Source organism: Synechococcus sp. M16.1 (genome assembly GCF_014279895.1).
Taxonomy (GTDB): domain Bacteria; phylum Cyanobacteriota; class Cyanobacteriia; order PCC-6307; family Cyanobiaceae; genus Parasynechococcus.
Window position 1 is genome coordinate 2,006,328 of the sequence record NZ_CP047954.1, and the last position, 16,139, is coordinate 2,022,466.

Sequence of the window (16,139 nt, forward strand, 5' to 3'; positions counted from 1 at the left end):
AGGCAGGGAGTTCAGTCAAGCCATGGTCGCAAAAGGTGCTGCAGTACCCACCACCACAGGCGTTCACGGTGGATTTCGCCGACTCCTCGATCAACTACAAACTGCTGTTCTGGGTGCGCAATCCCCTGGAAGCTTTTGCGGTCGACAGCGACCTCCGCCAGGCGATCTGGACGGCGTTCGACAAGAACGGCATCGGCATTCCCTTCCCCCAGCGCCAGGTGTATCCGATGGAATGGCCCCCCTCCAAGGAACAAACCCACCGGATCGGCAGCCCCACCAATCAGCTCCAGGCCGAAGCAGACAGCGATCCTGCCAACGACTCAGCTGGCGAGACGCCGTAGGTAGTCCTCCTGGCGTCCGGCGTTGATCCAACCGGTGGCGATCAACTTGCTGGCGCTCTCATTCACCCGTCCGCGGTGAATGTGGGACGGACCAGCCGGAAAGATCACCAACTTGCCCCGCTCCGCCGGTTCGTGGTGGTCCTGCCAATGGAACTCGGTGCCAGCCTCATCCACGTCGTTGCAATAAAGAATCCAGGCCAGCACCCGGTGCACCGGTTCGGTGGCCTCATCGCTGATGGTCCAATCGCAGTGCCATCGCTTGAACCCTTCCCCCGGGGCGTAGTGCTGGAGGTTGAAGATCGGATTCACAAACAGGCTCTGCTGCGGGCAGCACTGCCGGAACAACGGCCGCTCCTGCAGATAGCGCTCCAAGCCGGCCGTCACCCCCCGCAGGATCAGTTGCGAGAGGGCAAAGGATTCGGGTTCCGAGCGATCAATCGCCACCAGGCTGATGTCGGTGCTCTGTTTCGCCGGTTCCCCCTCACCCTCGGGCCCGAAGGCCACGCCAGGCCGCTGTAAGTCCACCCGGCGCTCGAAGAACTCACGCACCGCATCGGCCACCGAGGCGTAACCGGGATTGCTGTAGCGCCCGATCAGGTTCATGCCGCGGCCTCCAAGCGAGGTATCGCCACCACAGCTTCGAGCTGCTGCCATCGCGACCGGTCAGCCACCACGTGGTCTTGCAACTGCACCTGTTCGATCACCGTGGCAGCGCGCTCAAGATCCAGGGGAACACCCGGGCCCATCGGCAACACCAGCACCTGCTGCTCAGCCGGATCAGCCATCACCTGAAGATCGAGGGCCTCCAGCTCCCGCTCAAAGAACACCCGCCGCATCCGGGTGGTGAGGCTTGGCCCAAGCGCCTCGACGAACCGGGCCATGCCGGCTTCATCCCCGGAGCTGCCGCAATTCAGCGACAACCAAATCAGCAGCTTCACCCAACTTTCCGCCGTCCACAGGGGTTGGAAGCTCTCCCGGTGCTGCCGCACCAGCTCAGCGATTGAAAAATCAAACAGCGTGGCCTGCAGGCCAGTGGCATCAGCGGAATCCATGCTGTTCATCCTCTCCTGCGAAAGGTCAGACTGGGGCGACTGGCTATTCGCACCATGGCCCTGGACCTGAACGATCCCGAACTCGAGTTCTCCGATCTGGTCTACGCCTACCAGAGCTGGGTGATGGCGGTGATCAATGACGAAAAGCTGGACAGCGACGACAAGCTGCTCACCGACGACATCGCCGAGGACGCCCTCAACTCAATGCGCTTCCTGCCGGGCGAGGTAACCAACGCCATCGAAACCAGCCTGGCCCGCGTCTACGACGTGGACGCCGACGAACTGGCCGAGCTGCTCTTCCCTGAGGACTGAGCCCAGGCTCAGGTGAAGCGATGGGTTGGTCCGCGGCTGACATCCCGAACCAGCAGGGCCGTATCGCCCTGATCACTGGAGCCAACAGCGGCCTGGGCCTGGAAACCGCGCGCGCCTTGAAACGCTGCGGGGCCACCGTGGTGTTGGCGTGCCGCAGCCCCCGCAAAGCCGAGAGGGCCAAGCAGGAGTTGCTGCAGGAGCGCGATGGGGGAGCGGTGGATCTGGTGGGCCTGGATCTGGCGGACCTGACCAGCGTGCAAAAGGCAGCGGCCACCGTCGGGGAGCGCTACGGCTGCCTTGATCTACTGATCAACAATGCTGGCGTGATGGCACCGCCGCGCCGCACCACCGCCCAGGGGCATGAATTGCAGTTCGGCGTGAATCACCTGGGGCACATGGCCCTGACCCAGGCCCTGATGACACTCCTGCAGAACCGTCCCGATCCCCGCGTGGTGACGGTGACCTCCGGAGCGCAGTACTTCGGCAAGATCCGCTGGGACGACCCCAGCTGGAGCAAGGGCTATGACCGCTATGGCGCCTATGGCCAAAGCAAACTCGCCAACGTGATGTTCGCTCTTGAGCTGGATGCACGCCTGCGCGAGCAGGGCAGCCCCATCCGCTCTCTGGCCGCCCATCCCGGCATCGCGCGCACAGAACTGCAACCCACCGCGATCGCCAGCGTCGGCAACCGCTTCGAGGCTCTGGCCTACCGGCTGATGGATCCCTTGTTCCAAAGCGCCGGCATGGGTGCCCTACCCCAGTTGCATGCCGCCACCGCGGCGACGGCACAGGGTGGCGAGCACTACGGCCCTGAACAGTTCGGTGGATTGCGGGGTGCACCGGCGCTCTGCCGTGTGGCGCCCGCGGCGAATCAACCCGCCGAACGGCAGCGGCTCTGGAGCTTGAGCGAGCAGCTGATCGGTGGCTAAATCCCACGCTGTGATGTTGAGTGGCCGCTGGTTGGTCGCCCTTTGAAACCATGGCCACTCGCCGCCCCGCCACCCAAATCAATTCCCGCCAGCAGGTCTTGCTGGCGAGCCTGCAGGCCTGTGGTGATGAGATGAGCGGTCAGCAGCTGCACCGCAGCCTGGAGCCCGAACAGGCCATGGGCCTCGCCACGGTGTACCGGAATCTGCGCCAGCTGCAGCAACGGGGCCTGGTGCGCTGCCGCCACCTGCCCAATGGCGAGGCGCTCTATGCGCCGCTGGAGCGGGATCGCCACCACCTCACCTGCGTCGATTGCGGCAAGACCCAGGCGCTCGACCACTGCCCGATTCACGACCTGGAGGTGCCCGAAGACGGTCGCAAAGGCTTCGATCTCCTGTTTCACACGCTTGAATTCTTTGGTCTCTGCAGCGACTGCCGCGAGCGGCAGCAAAGCCCGTCATGACCCTGGCCGCCACGTACTTCGGAGCCAATGGCTGGTTGCTCGAATTCGATGATCTCCGCGTTCTGGTGGATCCCTGGTTGCGCGGCAGCCTGAGCTTCCCCCCCGGGGAATGGCTGCTCAAAGGGGAACTGCCCTGCGAGCGCAAGGCGCCCGAGAAGCTGAACCTGCTGTTGCTCACCCAGGGGCTCGCGGACCACGCCCATCCGGAAACCCTGGCGCTTCTCCCCAAGGACCTGCCCGTCATTGGATCGGTAGCTGCAGCACGGGTGGTGGAACGCCTGGGCTTCACCAGCGTGAAAACCCTCTCCCCCGGAGAGAGCACCAACCACCAGGGCCTGCAGGTGCGCGCCAGCGCCGGTGCACCGGTGCCAATGGTGGAAAACGGTTATCTGCTCGAGCATCCGGCCGGATCGCTCTATCTCGAACCCCACGGCTTTCTCGATCCAGCCCTGGAGCCACAGCCCCTGGATGCCGTGATCACGCCGATGGTGGATCTGGGGCTGCCGGCGCTTGGAGCCTTTGTTAAGGGCTGCTCCGTGGTGCCGCAACTGGTGGAACGCTTCCAACCCACCACGGTGCTCGCCAGCACCTCCGGCGGTGACGTGCGCTTTGGCGGCGCATTGAGTCGGGCCCTGCAAATGAAAGGATCCGTGGCCAGCACTGGTGCCCAGCTGCCGGCCAGCAGCTCCTGGACCGATCCAAGACCAGGGGAACGACTGCTGCTGAAAAACTGATTCTTCGGATTAAGCTTTGTAACAACAGCTTGAGTTCGATGAAATTCACGCAAGCCAGCGATTCCTGGTTCCAAGGCGTCGCTGCCCGCGACATCCACATGGAGCAGCTCAAAAAGGCCGAACGCTTCAACGGCCGTGCCGCCATGGTCGGCATCGTGATCGGAATCATCACCGAGGGGCTCACCGGTGCCGGCATCGTTCACCAGATCGGGCTGGGTCCCCTGGTGGATGGCTATGCCGCCTGCCGCACCCAATTCCTGCCCTTCTGCTTCTGATTCGGAAGGGGGACCACCCCCCCGATGACGAGAATGGTGCGATTCACGTTCGAATCGAATGGCTGCTGACAAGGAACTGCTGAGGGAAGTGGCCCTGGAGCTGTGGAACACCACCAAAAAGCTTCGTCCCGGCCTGCCCAAAGCGCCTCGCGCCCAGCTGGTCTTAAAAGCCCTGCTCACCATCGGTGACATGAGCGATCAGCTGGAAGCCGCCATGGTGCTTGGAGTGATTGAGGCGCAGGAACCCGACGACGAGCCCGGGCAGGGAGAAGCGGCCGGCGAAGACAAGACGGTGTCTGAAACAGATGCCAAGACCGAGCGGGAGACCCCCAGGGTTGTGCGCAAGCGCTCCAGCAGCCGCTGATCAAGACCCCCTGATGACAAGCCACCCATCCCGCTCTCTCCCTGGGGATGGGTCAAGCTTTTGAAAGCGCTTCGGCGAGACGGTTTAACGCTGCAGAGCAACCACAGCCGCAGCGGCAGCAAGGGCCACGATTCCAGCCATCCAGATGCTGCCTTGGCGTTCCAAAAACCACCCAGCGTTGCGAGAGATCGACAACCTGCCAGTTGCCAACAGCGCAGTGAACCCCACCAGCAGAACCACGGGAAGCACAAGCGCCAAGACCAACTGCATCACAAAGTGTCTTGGAGGCCTACCTTTCAATGATGATGATGTGGTGGCAAAGCGAGCTACGTCTCTACGTCCGCACCACAGCCTGAATCTTGACTCTGTTGATCGTCACGGCCGGTTTCATTGGTCTGCTTTGGCTCACGCAAAGCCTGATCAGACGTGGCATGGATGACGGCAGCAATAGCTGAGGCGCCTTCATTCCGCTGACGGGACGAACCTCGTCAGCGATGCCTGGGCTCCCCTGGGGCCTGCTCGGCTTCCGCCTTCAGGAAACGGCGATGCTGAGATGAGGCATAACCGCTGAGGTCAATTCTGCTGGCATTGCTGCCAGCCTTTCGCCACTCCCTCGGGGGAGTGCTGGATCTTCTGTTCATGGCATCGAGTTATCGGTTCTCGCGCAGTGGGCCTTCAATCAGGCTCTTTGGCGTCGCCCCACCTTTGCACACCCACCCGTCCGACGCACCGAGCGGATGAGTAATTGCAGCTACGGCAAGCCATTCGAATCGGACCGATACTCCGCCCAACGGCAAACAGCTTGTGACTCCTGAAGAGCAGTACGTGCAATGCATGGATGCTGCCTACGCCGCTGCTGACAGGGACACCTGCCTGAAAATGATGCGAAGGGCAGAGGGCGTCCTGCGCGGTGAATTCAGCGCCCAGCCAATGAGCGATGGCCCTGGAGAGCGAGCGCTGGCGAACTGAAGCAAAAACCCAACAAAACCCAGTGCAGTACTGCGTTTTGAAATGGGCGATACTGGGATCGAACCAGTGACAATCTCCTTGTAAGGGAGGTGCTCTACCGCTGAGCTAATCGCCCCACCGGGCAGATTCTGCCCTAACGCGTCAGCTTGGGGGCACACGACAGCCCCGAAGACTTGGCAACGGGTCGCCACCACGATCAAAGCATCTGGGTCCTGAGCCTCCCGCTCGGCATCGCTGTTGGCTTGGTGCTGGGATGGGCTGCAGCCTTGATCGCCGCCGCCAGCTGCCTGGCTGGCGGTTTATGGCTGTCCCCAGACCTGGATACCCGCTCCAACGCGCTGCGGCGCTGGGGAGTCCTCGGCTTTCTCTGGTGGCCCTACCGCCTACTGATTCCCCATCGCTCGCTCTGGTCCCATGGTCCGCTGCTGGGAACAACCGCGCGCATGGCGGTGCTGCTCGCCTGGTGCCTGATCGTGAGCATGGCGGTTCCAACACTCTCACCAGCGGTGCTGCTGACGACGCTCCAGCAACTGATGCATCAGCACCCACAGGAGTTCATCGCTCTGCTTGTGGGTTTCGAGGGCAGTGCCTGGATCCACCTGATCCTCGATGGCGACCCCTGGCCCCAGGAATGGTCGAAGAAACGACAGCGATGAGAAGGTGGGCGTTGCCCCAGTTGTTGCCCCGGCATGGCCAACGCTCCTTCTGACGCCATCCAGCGACTGATCGATGTTGTGGCCCAACTCAGGGATCCAACAACGGGCTGTCCCTGGGATCTGGAGCAGACCCATGCCTCGCTGGTGCCCTACGTGCTGGAAGAGGCCCATGAAGTGGCCGATGCGATCCGCCAGGGCAGCGATGCCGAGATGAAGGAGGAGCTGGGGGATCTGCTTCTGCAGGTGGTGCTGCATGCCCAGATCGCTCGGGAGCAGAAGCGCTTTGATTTGAATGCGATTGCCGACGGCATCAGCGACAAACTGATTCGCCGTCACCCCCATGTGTTCGGTGATGCCGTCGCCAGCACCAGTGGCGAGGTGCGACGCAGCTGGGAGGCCATCAAGCTCGAGGAGCAGGCCGAGGCCCTGGCGGGCTCCTCCAGCCCCCTCAGCGACCGGCTCAGAACCAAGGTGCGGGGCCTGCCGGCCCTGGCTGGAGCCATGACCATCTCCAAGAAAGCGGCCAAAGCCGGCTTCGAGTGGGATGACATGGCCGGCGTCTGGGAGAAGGTCCATGAGGAGCTGGACGAACTCAAGGAGGCGGTGGCCAACGGCGACAAAGGTCATGCCCAGGAGGAACTGGGCGATCTGCTGTTCACCCTGGTGAATGTGGCCCGTTGGTGCAGCATCGAACCCGAGGAGGGTCTCGCCGGCACGAATCAACGCTTCCTCGACCGCTTCTCCCGCGTTGAAGCTGCCCTGGAAGGGGATCTGCAGGGCCGCAGCATCAACGAATTGGAAGCCCTCTGGAAACAGGCCAAAGCGGCGATCCGAGCAGAACACTCGCCCTCCTCTGGATCCGATTAGTCGTCCAGGGAGGGCCGACTGCGCCGTTGACGCTTGAGGTCACCACGCTTTTTCTTGGTGTCCAACCGCCGCTTCACGGCACCACGACCCGGCCGGGTGGCCTTTCGGGCACGCGGTGCTGGCTGCAAGCCCTCCCGCAGCAGCTCCCCCATGCGATGCAGAGCCTTCTGTCGGTTCTGCCATTGGGAGCGTTCTTCTGCGACCACAACCCGTAGGCAGCCCTCCACCAAACGGGTCTGGAAGTGCTCCAGCAATCGGGCACGGCGAAATGGACCCAGACAGGAGCAGTTCGCCAGATCCAGAAGCAATTCCACACGGGAATCGGTGGTGTTAACCCCCTGCCCGCCGGGGCCAGATGAGCGGCTGAACCGCCAGCGCAGCTCCCTGGACGGAATGGTCAACCGCTCGTTCACCACCAGGTCTTGCACCAGCCATCTCCTGGCTCAAGAACAACAGGATGGTCCCACCGGGTTGATGCCTCGGAGAGGAAACACGTGCATCAACCAGGAGTCCTATCGGTAAAACAAAAGCCTTGATCTGACGAAAAAGGCTTTGGAGCTGCCCTCTTCCACAGCAGCTCCCCAACCAAACACATTCAACCTCCACATGTTGTGTTCGTCAATCCCAAAAGCACCACATCTGGTGTTTGGGAACAGCCCTCCTGGGTCCTTAGCTGGAGAGATGCCCACCACAGCCCATGAGCAGCTGGATTGACGAAGAACACCGCGGCGTCCGCTATGGATTGAAAGGAGAGGTGCTGGTCGAGGAGACCAGTCCGTTCCAGCGGATCAGCGTGATTCGCAGTGAGCGCTACGGGCGGGGGCTGCTGCTGGATGGCTGTTGGATGACAGCGGAACAGCAGGAACGCCACTACCACGAGGCTTTGGTGCACCCAGCCCTGTGCAGCGCCAGCTCGATCGAGCGGATTCTGGTGATCGGAGGCGGGGACGGCGGCACCGCGCGGGAATGCCTGCGCCACCCAGGCGTCCAGCGGCTGGACATGGTGGAGATTGACGGGCGTGTGGTGGAACTCAGCCGGGAACACCTTCCCGACATTGGCGGATCCGCCTGGTCTGATCCGCGGTTCCAGCTCACGGTGGGCGATGGCATCGCCTGGGCAGCTGAGGCGGAGGACCAGAGCTATGACGTTGTCTTGGTGGATGGCTCTGACCCCGCCGGACCCGCCGAAGGCCTGTTCAACCGCGCCTTCTTTGAAAACTGCCGACGGCTGCTGAAGCCCGGGGGCGTGTTCGGCACGCAGAGCGAATCTCCGGAAGCCTTCCGCGATGTCCACATCGCCATGGTGCGCCTGTTACGCGAGGTGTTTGACCATGCCGACCCGCTCTATGGCTGGGTGCCGATGTACCCCAGCGGCTGGTGGAGCTGGACCTTCGCTGCGATGGCAACACCCCGCTACCGCTCTCCAGACCCAGAGCGCAGCGAGGCCATCGCCGCAGGCTGCGAGATCTGGTCACCACGCTGGCAGCGGGGGGCCATGGACGCCATCCCCGCCTTCGTCGAACGGGAGCTGCAGCCATGACCTCACAACCGCCGAGTGGGCTTTTCGACAGTTTGTTTGACAGCGACGGAACTATTTTCATGGGATCCCGACGCAACCCTGACGACTGCCGCGTTGGCCTGTTTGGTGTGCCGTATGACGGCACCACCTCCTTTCGCCCTGGCACCCGCTTCGGCCCCGCCGCCATCCGAGAGGTGAGCGCTGGCCTGGAGACCTATTGCCCGCAACTCAACCTGGATCTTGAGGATCTCGACTTTGCGGATCTTGGTGCCGTTGAGATTCCCTTCGGCAACCCTGAGCCCGTTCTCACCAAGGTGAAGCAGGCGACCGAAACCGTGCTCGGCCTTGGACTCAGGCCTCTGATGCTGGGCGGGGAGCATTCGATCAGCTCCGGTGCCGTGGAGGCTGTGGCACAACGCCACCCCGACCTGGTGCTGGTGCAGCTGGATGCCCATGCCGACCTCAGGGACAGCTGGCTGGGGGCCCGCCACAGCCATGCCTGCGCCATGCGCCGCTGTTTGGAGGTTCTTCCCAGCCAGACGCTGTTTCAACTCGCGATCCGCAGTGGCACGCGGGAGGAATTCAGCGAACTGCACGAGAGCGGCCGGCTGATGCCCAGCGTCGACGCCCTTCAACAGGCCCTCGCTCCCTTGCAGGGGAAACCCATCTATCTCACCGTCGACCTGGACTGGTTTGACCCCGCCGTTCTGCCTGGAACCGGCACACCGGAACCCGGTGGTTACCACTGGTCTGACTTCGCCAGCCTGATCGGGGTGCTTCGAGAGCATCACCTGGTGGCGGCCGATGTGGTGGAACTGGCCCCACAACTCGACACCAGTGGCATCAGCTCCGTGCTGGCCGCCAAGGTGACCCGCAGCCTGCTGCTGCTCCTGGGTGGTGATTAATAGAAGTGACGGGCATCAGCCCGCTGCTGCCGCAAACGGCTGTGCTGCTTGCTGAGCAATTGCAGCACCAGCGTTGGGTGCCGATGGATGAGCGCCAGAAAATTGGAGCGGCTCAGGCGGAACAACGAAACAGGCGTCACCGCTGTGGCATCACGGCTGTGACACTCGGCGCCATCCACCAGATCCTCATAGAAAAACAATTCACCGGAACCAAAGCGAATGCGGTTCAACGGACCACTGCTCAGTTCCATCCATCCCCGTTCAATCACATGGATGAACTGCACAGGCTCACCGGCACTGAAAACAGTTGCGCCGGTGGGAAGGGTCAGGCGATCCACCTCAGGCTGTTCCTGGATCAGTTCCAGAGGAGTCAGCGGAGCTGAGGCGGACAAGGCAATAACCGGGGTTGGCTGCAGTATCCCGCGCTCATCCGGTGGAGGCCATCAGCAATGGCGGAGTCATGGATGGATCCAGGCTCACGTCAAGCTGCGATCCAGCTCCAGCTGACGCTCTCCAACACCGCTGCTCTGCAGAGCCGGAAGCTTGGGGGAACGGGGGGTCCAGTGGTGACAGACCATGAGATCTGCAATCTCGGCATGCACCTCCAACCGGCGCAGACGGCACCACCCCTTCGCACCTGCCGGCAGGGTGCAGTACTGACAACTGCGACAGCAGGAGCTGGCGACCAAACAAGCGCTCCGGAAACGCGCTCAAGCTAGTGACGGTCTGCGAAACGGACCATGGACAGGGGCAAATTTCCGGGTTCCCTTCCGGATCGTGAAGCCCTCCATAAGAATGCGCTTCTCATCGGCCGCCCCCATGTCCCTGCAGCGCACTCCCCTGTTCGAGTCCTGCCGCAGCGCCGGGGGCCGCATGGTGCCGTTTGCAGGCTGGGAGATGCCGGTTCAGTTCAGCGGCCTGATCCAGGAGCACAAGGCCGTTCGCGAACGGGTCGGCATGTTCGATATTTCCCACATGGGAGTGCTGCGCCTCGAAGGTGCCAATCCCAAGGATGCGCTGCAAAAGCTGATCCCCAGCGACCTGCACCGCATCGGTCCCGGCGAAGCCTGCTACTCGGTTCTGCTGAACAAGCGCGGCGGCATTCGCGACGACCTCATCGTTTACGACTGCGGTGTCATTGATGCCGAACGGGGTGCGCTGGTGCTGGTGATCAATGCCGCCTGCGCCGACAGCGACACCGCCTGGATCCGTGAACAGATGGAGCCCGCTGGCCTGACGGTGACCGACATCAAAAAGGACGGAGTGCTGCTCGCTCTGCAGGGCCCTGAGGCCATGGGTTTGCTGCAGGAGCTGAGCGGCGAAGACCTCAGCGGCTTGCCCCGCTTCGGCCACCGGATGCTCAACCTCGAGGGCCTGAGCCAACCGGTGTTCAGTGCTCGCACGGGCTACACCGGCGAAGACGGTGCCGAGCTGCTGCTCAACGCCGACGACGGACAGAAGCTCTGGCAGCTTTTGCTCGATCGCGGTGTCACTCCCTGCGGCCTGGGGGCACGGGACACCTTGCGGCTGGAGGCCGCCATGCACCTTTACGGCCAGGACATGAACGACAAAACCAACCCCTTCGAGGCCGGGTTGGGTTGGCTCGTGCACCTGGAAATGCCCGTGGATTTTGTGGGCCGACAGGCGCTGGAGCAGGCGGCGGAATCCGACCCGGCCAAACGCCTGGTGGGGCTCAAGCTGCAGGGTCGTGCCATCGCCCGCCACGACTACCCCGTGATGCACAACGGAGAGACGGTGGGCATCGTCACCAGCGGCACCTGGTCACCCACCTTGGAAGAAGCGATCGCCCTGGCCTACGTGCCGCCATCCCTCGCCAAGCTCGGCACCGAACTGAGCGTTGAGATCCGCGGCAAGGCCCAGCCGGCAAGGGTCGTTCGCAAGCCCTTCTACAAACGCGCCTGAAGCTCACCGCTGCTGTGGGAAACTCGCTCTTCTCCAGTTGAGACATCCCATGCGCAGCAACGGTTGCGGCGACCTGCGCGAACAGAACATTGATCAGCAGGTGCAACTGTGCGGCTGGGTGGATCGACGCCGTGATCACGGCGGGGTGATTTTCATCGACCTGCGGGACCGCAGCGGCACGGTGCAGATCACGGTGGACCCGGATCTGGGCGCCGACGCCTTCGCCGTCGCCGAGCATCTGCGCAGCGAGACCGTGCTGCAGGTTGAGGGGAAAGTGCGGGCCCGGCCTGGCGAATCGCTGAACGACAAGCTGGCGACGGGAGCCGTGGAAGTGCTCGCCAGCGGCATCACCGTGCTGAACAGCGTGAAAGGCAATCTGCCCTTCCCCGTGTCGGTGCACGACGAGGAGAACACCCGCGAAGAGCTGCGGCTGCGCCATCGCTATCTGGATCTGCGCCGCAAGCGCATGAACGACAACCTGCGGCTGCGGGCCCAGACCATCCAGGCCGCCCGTCGCTTCCTGGAGGACGCAGGCTTCATCGAGGTGGAGACCCCGGTGCTGACCCGCTCCACGCCGGAAGGCGCCCGCGACTACGTGCTGCCCAGTCGGGTCTGCGGCGGCGAATGGTTCGCCCTGCCCCAGTCCCCCCAGTTGTTCAAGCAGCTGCTGATGGTGGGCGGCATCGAGCGGTACTACCAGGTGGCCCGCTGTTTCCGCGACGAAGACCTGCGGGCCGACCGCCAGCCGGAATTCACCCAGCTGGATATCGAGATGAGCTTCATGGATCAGGAGCAGATCCTGGAGCTGAACGAAGCGCTGATCTGCTCCATCTGGAAGGCCGTGAAGGGCATCGAACTGCCGCGGCCCTTCCCACGCATGACCTGGCATGACGCCATGGAGCGCTACGGCACCGACCGACCCGACACCCGCTACGGCATGGAGCTCACCAACGTGAGCGACATCGTGAAGGACATGGGCTTCAAGGTGTTCAGTGGCGCCGTGAAGTCCGGCGGCGCGGTGAAGTGCATCGCGGTGCCCGGCGGCAACGATGCGGTGAGCAACGTGCGGATCAAGCCGGGTGGTGATGTGTTCAGCGAGGCACAGAAAGCTGGTGCCGGTGGCCTGGCCTTCATCCGGGTGCGCGACGGCGGTGAAATCGACACGATCGGCGCCATCAAGGACAACCTCAGCGACGAGCAGAAGCAGGAGCTGCTCAGCCGCACCGGTGCCGAACCCGGCACCCTGCTGCTGTTCGGTGCCGGCGACACCGCCACGGTGAACAAGGCCCTCGACAGGGTGCGCCAGTACCTGGCCAAGGAGCTGGGCATGGTGAAGGCCGACCGGGACAACGAACAGTGGAACTTCCTCTGGGTGGTGGACTTCCCGATGTTCGAGTTCAACAGCGACGAGAACCGTTACGAGGCTCTGCACCACCCCTTCTGCGCCCCCAATGCGGAGGATCTCGGCAGCGATGCATCGAAGTGGGCCGAAACCCTGCCCGGAGCCCGGGCCCAGGCCTACGACCTTGTGCTCAATGGCCTTGAGCTCGGCGGCGGCTCCTTGCGCATCCATGACTCCGCCCTGCAGCGCCAGGTGTTGCAGACGGTTGGATTGCCTCTCGAGGAGGCCCAGGAGCAGTTCGGCTTCCTGATGGACGCTCTTGATGTTGGCGCACCGCCCCACGGCGGCCTGGCCTTCGGTGTGGACCGGATGGTGATGCTGCTGGCCGGCGAGGAGTCGATCCGCGACACCATTGCCTTCCCCAAGACCCAGCAGGCCCGCTGCCTGATGACCAGTGCCCCAGGGGGCGTGGCCGACAAGCAGCTGGAGGAACTGCACGTGGCCAGCACTTGGGTTGAGCCCGACCAGGAAGTGTGAAGGCGGCTACTGGGCTGAGCAGATCCCGAAGGGAATCAGCGCATTTGTCGCACCGCGGCCAACGGCGAGGAACCCTGAAGTTGGACTTCACAAGGCCAGCTTTTGCCCAGCAAGCCCCGACGGACCGGGGGGACCCGTGAGCGCCGCAGCAGCGGCACAACGGATCTGCTGCGGCTTTATCTCCAGGACATCGGCCGGGTCGACCTGCTCACCAATGAGGAGGAGGTCACCCTGGCCCGCCTGGTGCAGCGCCGCGAAGCACTGCTGCTCCAGCAACGGGAGCTGGCTGAGAGCGATACCGCCATCGGTGAACTGCACCGTCTCGAAGAACTGCAACGCCGGGAAGCCAACCAGCACAGCCACTGGCCAACCAAGCAGGAATGGGCCCGGGCGGCAGGACTGCCCTTGCCCGAGTTGCAGCAGCGGATTGACCTGGGCTATCAGGCCTGGGCTGAGCAGGCCCAGCTGGAGGCCAAGGATCTGAAGCTGGCCCTCCGCAACGGGCGGCGAGCCAAAGACCACATGATTCAGGCCAACCTGCGCCTGGTGGTGGCGGTGGCCAAGAAGTACCAGCAGCGGGGCATGGAAATCCTGGATCTGGTCCAGGAGGGAACGCTCGGGCTGGAGCGGGCCGTGGAAAAGTTCGATCCCACCCGTGGTTTCCGCTTCAGCACCTACGCCTACTGGTGGATCCGCCAGGGCATCACCCGGGCCATCGCCACCCAGAGCCGCACGATCCGTTTGCCCGTTCACGTCACCGAAAAACTGAACCGGATCAAACGGGTCCAGCAGGAGATTGCAAGCAACGAAGGACGCATTGCCTCGATCGCGGATCTGGCGCGCGAATTGGGCATCAGTGAAGACACCGTGCGCCAGACCCTGGCCCGGGTGCCCCGCTCAGTGTCTCTGGACACCCGTGTCGGCCGCGAACAGGACACCCAGCTCGGAGATCTGATCGAGGACGGCCATGCCACCCCGGAGCAGACCCTCACCCATGACGAACTCCACAACGATCTGGAGGGTCTCCTGGATGAACTCACCAGTCGGGAGGCCGCTGTCCTGCGCCGGCGCTTCGGATTGGAGGACGACACGCCCCAGACCCTGGCCCAGATCGGGGAAGAGCTGAAACTCTCAAGGGAGCGCGTTCGTCAGATCGAAACCCGCGCCCTGCTCAAACTGCGGCAACCCCAACGACGCAGCAAAGTCCGTGATTACATCCAGGGCCTGGATTCCTAAAACACCGGTTCCCCCTGGAGCCCATGACCGACGCCAGCTAATTTGAAGAGTCGCCCGGCAGGTCATGGCCAAATTCGTCTTCATCACCGGTGGTGTGGTGTCCAGCATTGGCAAGGGAATCGTGGCGGCGAGCCTCGGCCGGTTGCTGAAGTCGCGGGGCTACAACGTTTCGATTCTCAAGCTGGATCCCTACCTGAATGTGGATCCCGGGACGATGAGCCCGTTCCAGCATGGTGAGGTCTTCGTCACGGAAGACGGCGCCGAAACCGATCTCGACCTGGGCCATTACGAGCGCTTCACCGACACGGCCATGTCACGCCTGAACAGCGTGACCACCGGTTCGATCTACCAATCGGTGATCAACAAGGAGCGCCGCGGCGACTACAACGGCGGCACGGTTCAGGTGATTCCCCACATCACCGGCGAGATCCGCGAGCGCATCCACCGGGTTGCCTGCAACAGCAATGCCGATGTGGTGATCACGGAAATCGGCGGCACCGTCGGTGACATCGAATCACTGCCCTTCCTAGAAGCCATCCGTGAATTCCGGGAGGACGTGGGTCGCAACGACCTGGCCTACATCCACGTCACCCTGCTGCCCTTCATCGGCACCTCCGGCGAACTCAAAACCAAGCCCACCCAGCACTCGGTCAAGGAACTGCGTTCGATCGGCATCCAGCCGGATGTGCTCGTCTGCCGCAGTGATCGCGACATCAGCGACGATCTCAAGCGAAAAATCGGGGGCTTCTGCGGGGTGCCCACCCGCGCCGTGATTCCCTCCCTGGATGCCGACAGCATCTATGCCGTGCCGCTGATCCTTGAGCAGGAGGGTCTGTGCCGTGAAGTGCTGGACGTGCTGAACCTGACCGACCATGACAGCGACATGGCGGCATGGGAACAACTGGTCAACAAGCTGCGCAATCCCGGCCCATCGGTGAAGGTTGCCCTTGTGGGCAAGTACGTGCAGCTGAACGACGCCTATCTCTCCGTCGTCGAAGCGCTGCAGCATGCCTGCATTGCCCAGGATGCCTCCCTCGACCTGCACTGGGTCTGCGCCGAACAGATTGAAGCGGACGGCGCCGATGCACTCCTGCGCGGAATGGACGCCGTCGTCGTGCCCGGTGGCTTCGGCAACCGTGGCGTCGATGGAAAGATTGCAGCGATTCGCTGGGCCCGGGAACAACGGGTGCCCTTCCTTGGGCTCTGTCTTGGGATGCAAACCGCAGTGATCGAGTGGGCTCGCAACCAGGCCGGTCTCACCGAGGCCACCAGTGCTGAATTAAAAGAAAACACGCCCCATCCCGTGATTCACCTGCTGCCGGAACAGCAGGACGTGGTCGACCTAGGCGGCACGATGCGCCTGGGGGTCTACCCCTGCAGGATTGCGCCGGGAACCCTCGCCCAGAGGCTCTACGGAGACGAGGTGGTCTATGAACGCCACCGCCACCGCTACGAATTCAACAACTCCTATCGCAATCTTTTCCTGGAATCCGGATATGTGGTGAGCGGCACGTCCCCGGATGGACGCCTGGTGGAGTTGATCGAACTGAAAGGGCATCCGTTCTTCACCGCCTGCCAGTACCACCCCGAATTCCTCTCCCGGCCTGGACAACCCCATCCGTTGTTCCGGGGATTGATCGAAGCGGCCCAACAACGCCTTCCGGATTCACCGGCTCAGGCCCTGCGTCAACAGGGGGACATTGCGATCCCATGAACC

General features: G+C 63.1%; 20 protein-coding genes, 1 tRNA gene and 1 pseudogene. 15 read left to right on the plus strand and 7 right to left on the minus strand.

Annotation, left to right across the window (positions count from 1 at the left end):
- Positions 1-32: 32 nt before the first annotated feature.
- Positions 33-341: pseudogene (locus SynM161_RS11390) on the plus strand (mechanosensitive ion channel protein); the annotation flags it as partial.
- Here SynM161_RS11390 and SynM161_RS11395 read toward each other — a convergent pair.
- Together SynM161_RS11395 and SynM161_RS11400 are read right to left on the minus strand one after the other, a co-directional pair.
- A complete protein-coding gene (locus SynM161_RS11395; RefSeq protein WP_114987741.1) occupies positions 321-944 on the minus strand; it encodes a 2OG-Fe(II) oxygenase in 624 nt (207 codons plus the stop codon). The pseudogene SynM161_RS11390 and the gene SynM161_RS11395 overlap by 21 nt on opposite strands.
- Positions 941-1,393, minus strand: coding sequence for a protein phosphatase (locus tag SynM161_RS11400; protein WP_186541513.1), 453 nt, complete (start codon positions 1,391-1,393; stop codon positions 941-943). Before SynM161_RS11400 ends, SynM161_RS11395 begins: the two co-directional genes overlap by 4 nt.
- A gap of 54 nt (positions 1,394-1,447) precedes the next feature.
- Between SynM161_RS11400 and SynM161_RS11405 the strand changes: the two genes are divergently transcribed.
- Genes SynM161_RS11405 through SynM161_RS11430 form a run of 6 tightly spaced genes read left to right on the plus strand, consistent with a single transcriptional unit; the run spans position 1,448 to position 4,468 of the window.
- Positions 1,448-1,705, plus strand: coding sequence for a hypothetical protein (locus SynM161_RS11405; protein ID WP_006852028.1), 258 nt, complete (start codon positions 1,448-1,450; stop codon positions 1,703-1,705).
- 20 nt (positions 1,706-1,725) lie between these two features.
- Positions 1,726-2,634 carry an oxidoreductase gene (locus tag SynM161_RS11410; protein WP_186541514.1) on the plus strand — a complete coding sequence of 303 codons (909 nt, stop codon included), beginning with the start codon at positions 1,726-1,728 and terminating at the stop codon, positions 2,632-2,634.
- Between the two features lie 50 nt (positions 2,635-2,684).
- Positions 2,685-3,095 (plus strand): transcriptional repressor, encoded by a 411-nt coding sequence (locus SynM161_RS11415; protein WP_186541515.1) that lies wholly within the window; start codon positions 2,685-2,687, stop codon positions 3,093-3,095.
- Positions 3,092-3,829, plus strand: coding sequence for an MBL fold metallo-hydrolase (locus SynM161_RS11420; RefSeq protein ID WP_186541516.1), 738 nt, complete (start codon positions 3,092-3,094; stop codon positions 3,827-3,829). The genes SynM161_RS11415 and SynM161_RS11420 overlap by 4 nt, the downstream gene beginning before the upstream one ends.
- A gap of 38 nt (positions 3,830-3,867) precedes the next feature.
- Complete coding sequence (locus SynM161_RS11425) at positions 3,868-4,104, plus strand: high light inducible protein (protein WP_186541517.1); 237 nt, start codon at positions 3,868-3,870, stop codon at positions 4,102-4,104.
- Between the two features lie 58 nt (positions 4,105-4,162).
- Positions 4,163-4,468, plus strand: a complete 306-nt coding sequence (locus tag SynM161_RS11430) for a TIGR03894 family protein (protein ID WP_186541518.1) — start codon at positions 4,163-4,165, stop codon at positions 4,466-4,468.
- A gap of 84 nt (positions 4,469-4,552) precedes the next feature.
- On the opposite strand, the gene SynM161_RS11435 is transcribed toward SynM161_RS11430, so the two are convergent.
- On the minus strand, positions 4,553-4,738 hold the full coding sequence (locus SynM161_RS11435) for a hypothetical protein (protein WP_186541519.1): 186 nt from the start codon (positions 4,736-4,738) through the stop codon (positions 4,553-4,555).
- 742 nt (positions 4,739-5,480) lie between these two features.
- Positions 5,481-5,552 (minus strand) — tRNA-Val (locus tag SynM161_RS11440).
- Positions 5,553-5,583: 31 nt separating this feature from the next.
- Between SynM161_RS11440 and SynM161_RS11445 the strand changes: the two genes are divergently transcribed.
- Both SynM161_RS11445 and mazG read left to right on the plus strand, forming a co-directional pair.
- Positions 5,584-6,093 carry a metal-binding protein gene (locus tag SynM161_RS11445; RefSeq protein ID WP_370593073.1) on the plus strand — a complete coding sequence of 170 codons (510 nt, stop codon included), beginning with the start codon at positions 5,584-5,586 and terminating at the stop codon, positions 6,091-6,093.
- 33 nt (positions 6,094-6,126) lie between these two features.
- Complete coding sequence (gene mazG, locus SynM161_RS11450; RefSeq protein WP_186541520.1) at positions 6,127-6,960, plus strand: nucleoside triphosphate pyrophosphohydrolase; 834 nt, start codon at positions 6,127-6,129, stop codon at positions 6,958-6,960.
- Here the strand turns inward: mazG and arfB are convergent.
- Entirely contained in the window at positions 6,957-7,388 is a 432-nt protein-coding gene (arfB, locus tag SynM161_RS11455; protein WP_115009815.1) for an alternative ribosome rescue aminoacyl-tRNA hydrolase ArfB, read from the minus strand. The two genes, mazG and arfB, sit on opposite strands and share 4 nt — an antisense overlap.
- A gap of 269 nt (positions 7,389-7,657) precedes the next feature.
- Here arfB and speE point away from each other — a divergent pair, with 269 nt between their 5' ends.
- Entirely contained in the window at positions 7,658-8,500 is an 843-nt protein-coding gene (gene speE, locus SynM161_RS11460; protein WP_186541521.1) for a polyamine aminopropyltransferase, read from the plus strand.
- The gene (speB, locus tag SynM161_RS11465) at positions 8,497-9,384 is read left to right on the plus strand and encodes an agmatinase (RefSeq protein WP_186541522.1); all 888 of its coding nucleotides are present in this window, start codon (positions 8,497-8,499) and stop codon (positions 9,382-9,384) included. Before speE ends, speB begins: the two co-directional genes overlap by 4 nt.
- Here the strand turns inward: speB and SynM161_RS11470 are convergent.
- Both SynM161_RS11470 and SynM161_RS11475 read right to left on the minus strand, forming a co-directional pair.
- The gene (locus SynM161_RS11470; protein ID WP_115160958.1) at positions 9,381-9,776 is read right to left on the minus strand and encodes a cyclic nucleotide-binding domain-containing protein; all 396 of its coding nucleotides are present in this window, start codon (positions 9,774-9,776) and stop codon (positions 9,381-9,383) included. The genes speB and SynM161_RS11470 overlap by 4 nt on opposite strands.
- Before the next feature lie 84 nt (positions 9,777-9,860).
- Positions 9,861-10,073, minus strand: a complete 213-nt coding sequence (locus SynM161_RS11475; RefSeq protein WP_186541523.1) for a hypothetical protein — start codon at positions 10,071-10,073, stop codon at positions 9,861-9,863.
- 130 nt (positions 10,074-10,203) lie between these two features.
- On the opposite strand from SynM161_RS11475, the gene gcvT reads away from it, so the two are divergent.
- The 4 genes from gcvT (at position 10,204) to SynM161_RS11495 (ending at position 16,136) form a co-directional block, all read left to right on the plus strand.
- The gene (gcvT, locus tag SynM161_RS11480) at positions 10,204-11,307 is read left to right on the plus strand and encodes a glycine cleavage system aminomethyltransferase GcvT (protein WP_186541524.1); all 1,104 of its coding nucleotides are present in this window, start codon (positions 10,204-10,206) and stop codon (positions 11,305-11,307) included.
- Positions 11,308-11,356: 49 nt separating this feature from the next.
- Positions 11,357-13,186 carry an aspartate--tRNA ligase gene (gene aspS, locus SynM161_RS11485; RefSeq protein ID WP_186541525.1) on the plus strand — a complete coding sequence of 610 codons (1,830 nt, stop codon included), beginning with the start codon at positions 11,357-11,359 and terminating at the stop codon, positions 13,184-13,186.
- Positions 13,187-13,288: 102 nt separating this feature from the next.
- Positions 13,289-14,422: an RpoD/SigA family RNA polymerase sigma factor gene (locus SynM161_RS11490; RefSeq protein WP_186541526.1), complete on the plus strand. Its 1,134-nt coding sequence runs from the start codon at positions 13,289-13,291 to the stop codon at positions 14,420-14,422.
- A gap of 64 nt (positions 14,423-14,486) precedes the next feature.
- Complete coding sequence (locus SynM161_RS11495) at positions 14,487-16,136, plus strand: CTP synthase (RefSeq protein WP_186541527.1); 1,650 nt, start codon at positions 14,487-14,489, stop codon at positions 16,134-16,136.
- The last annotated feature ends 3 nt before the right edge of the window (positions 16,137-16,139 follow it).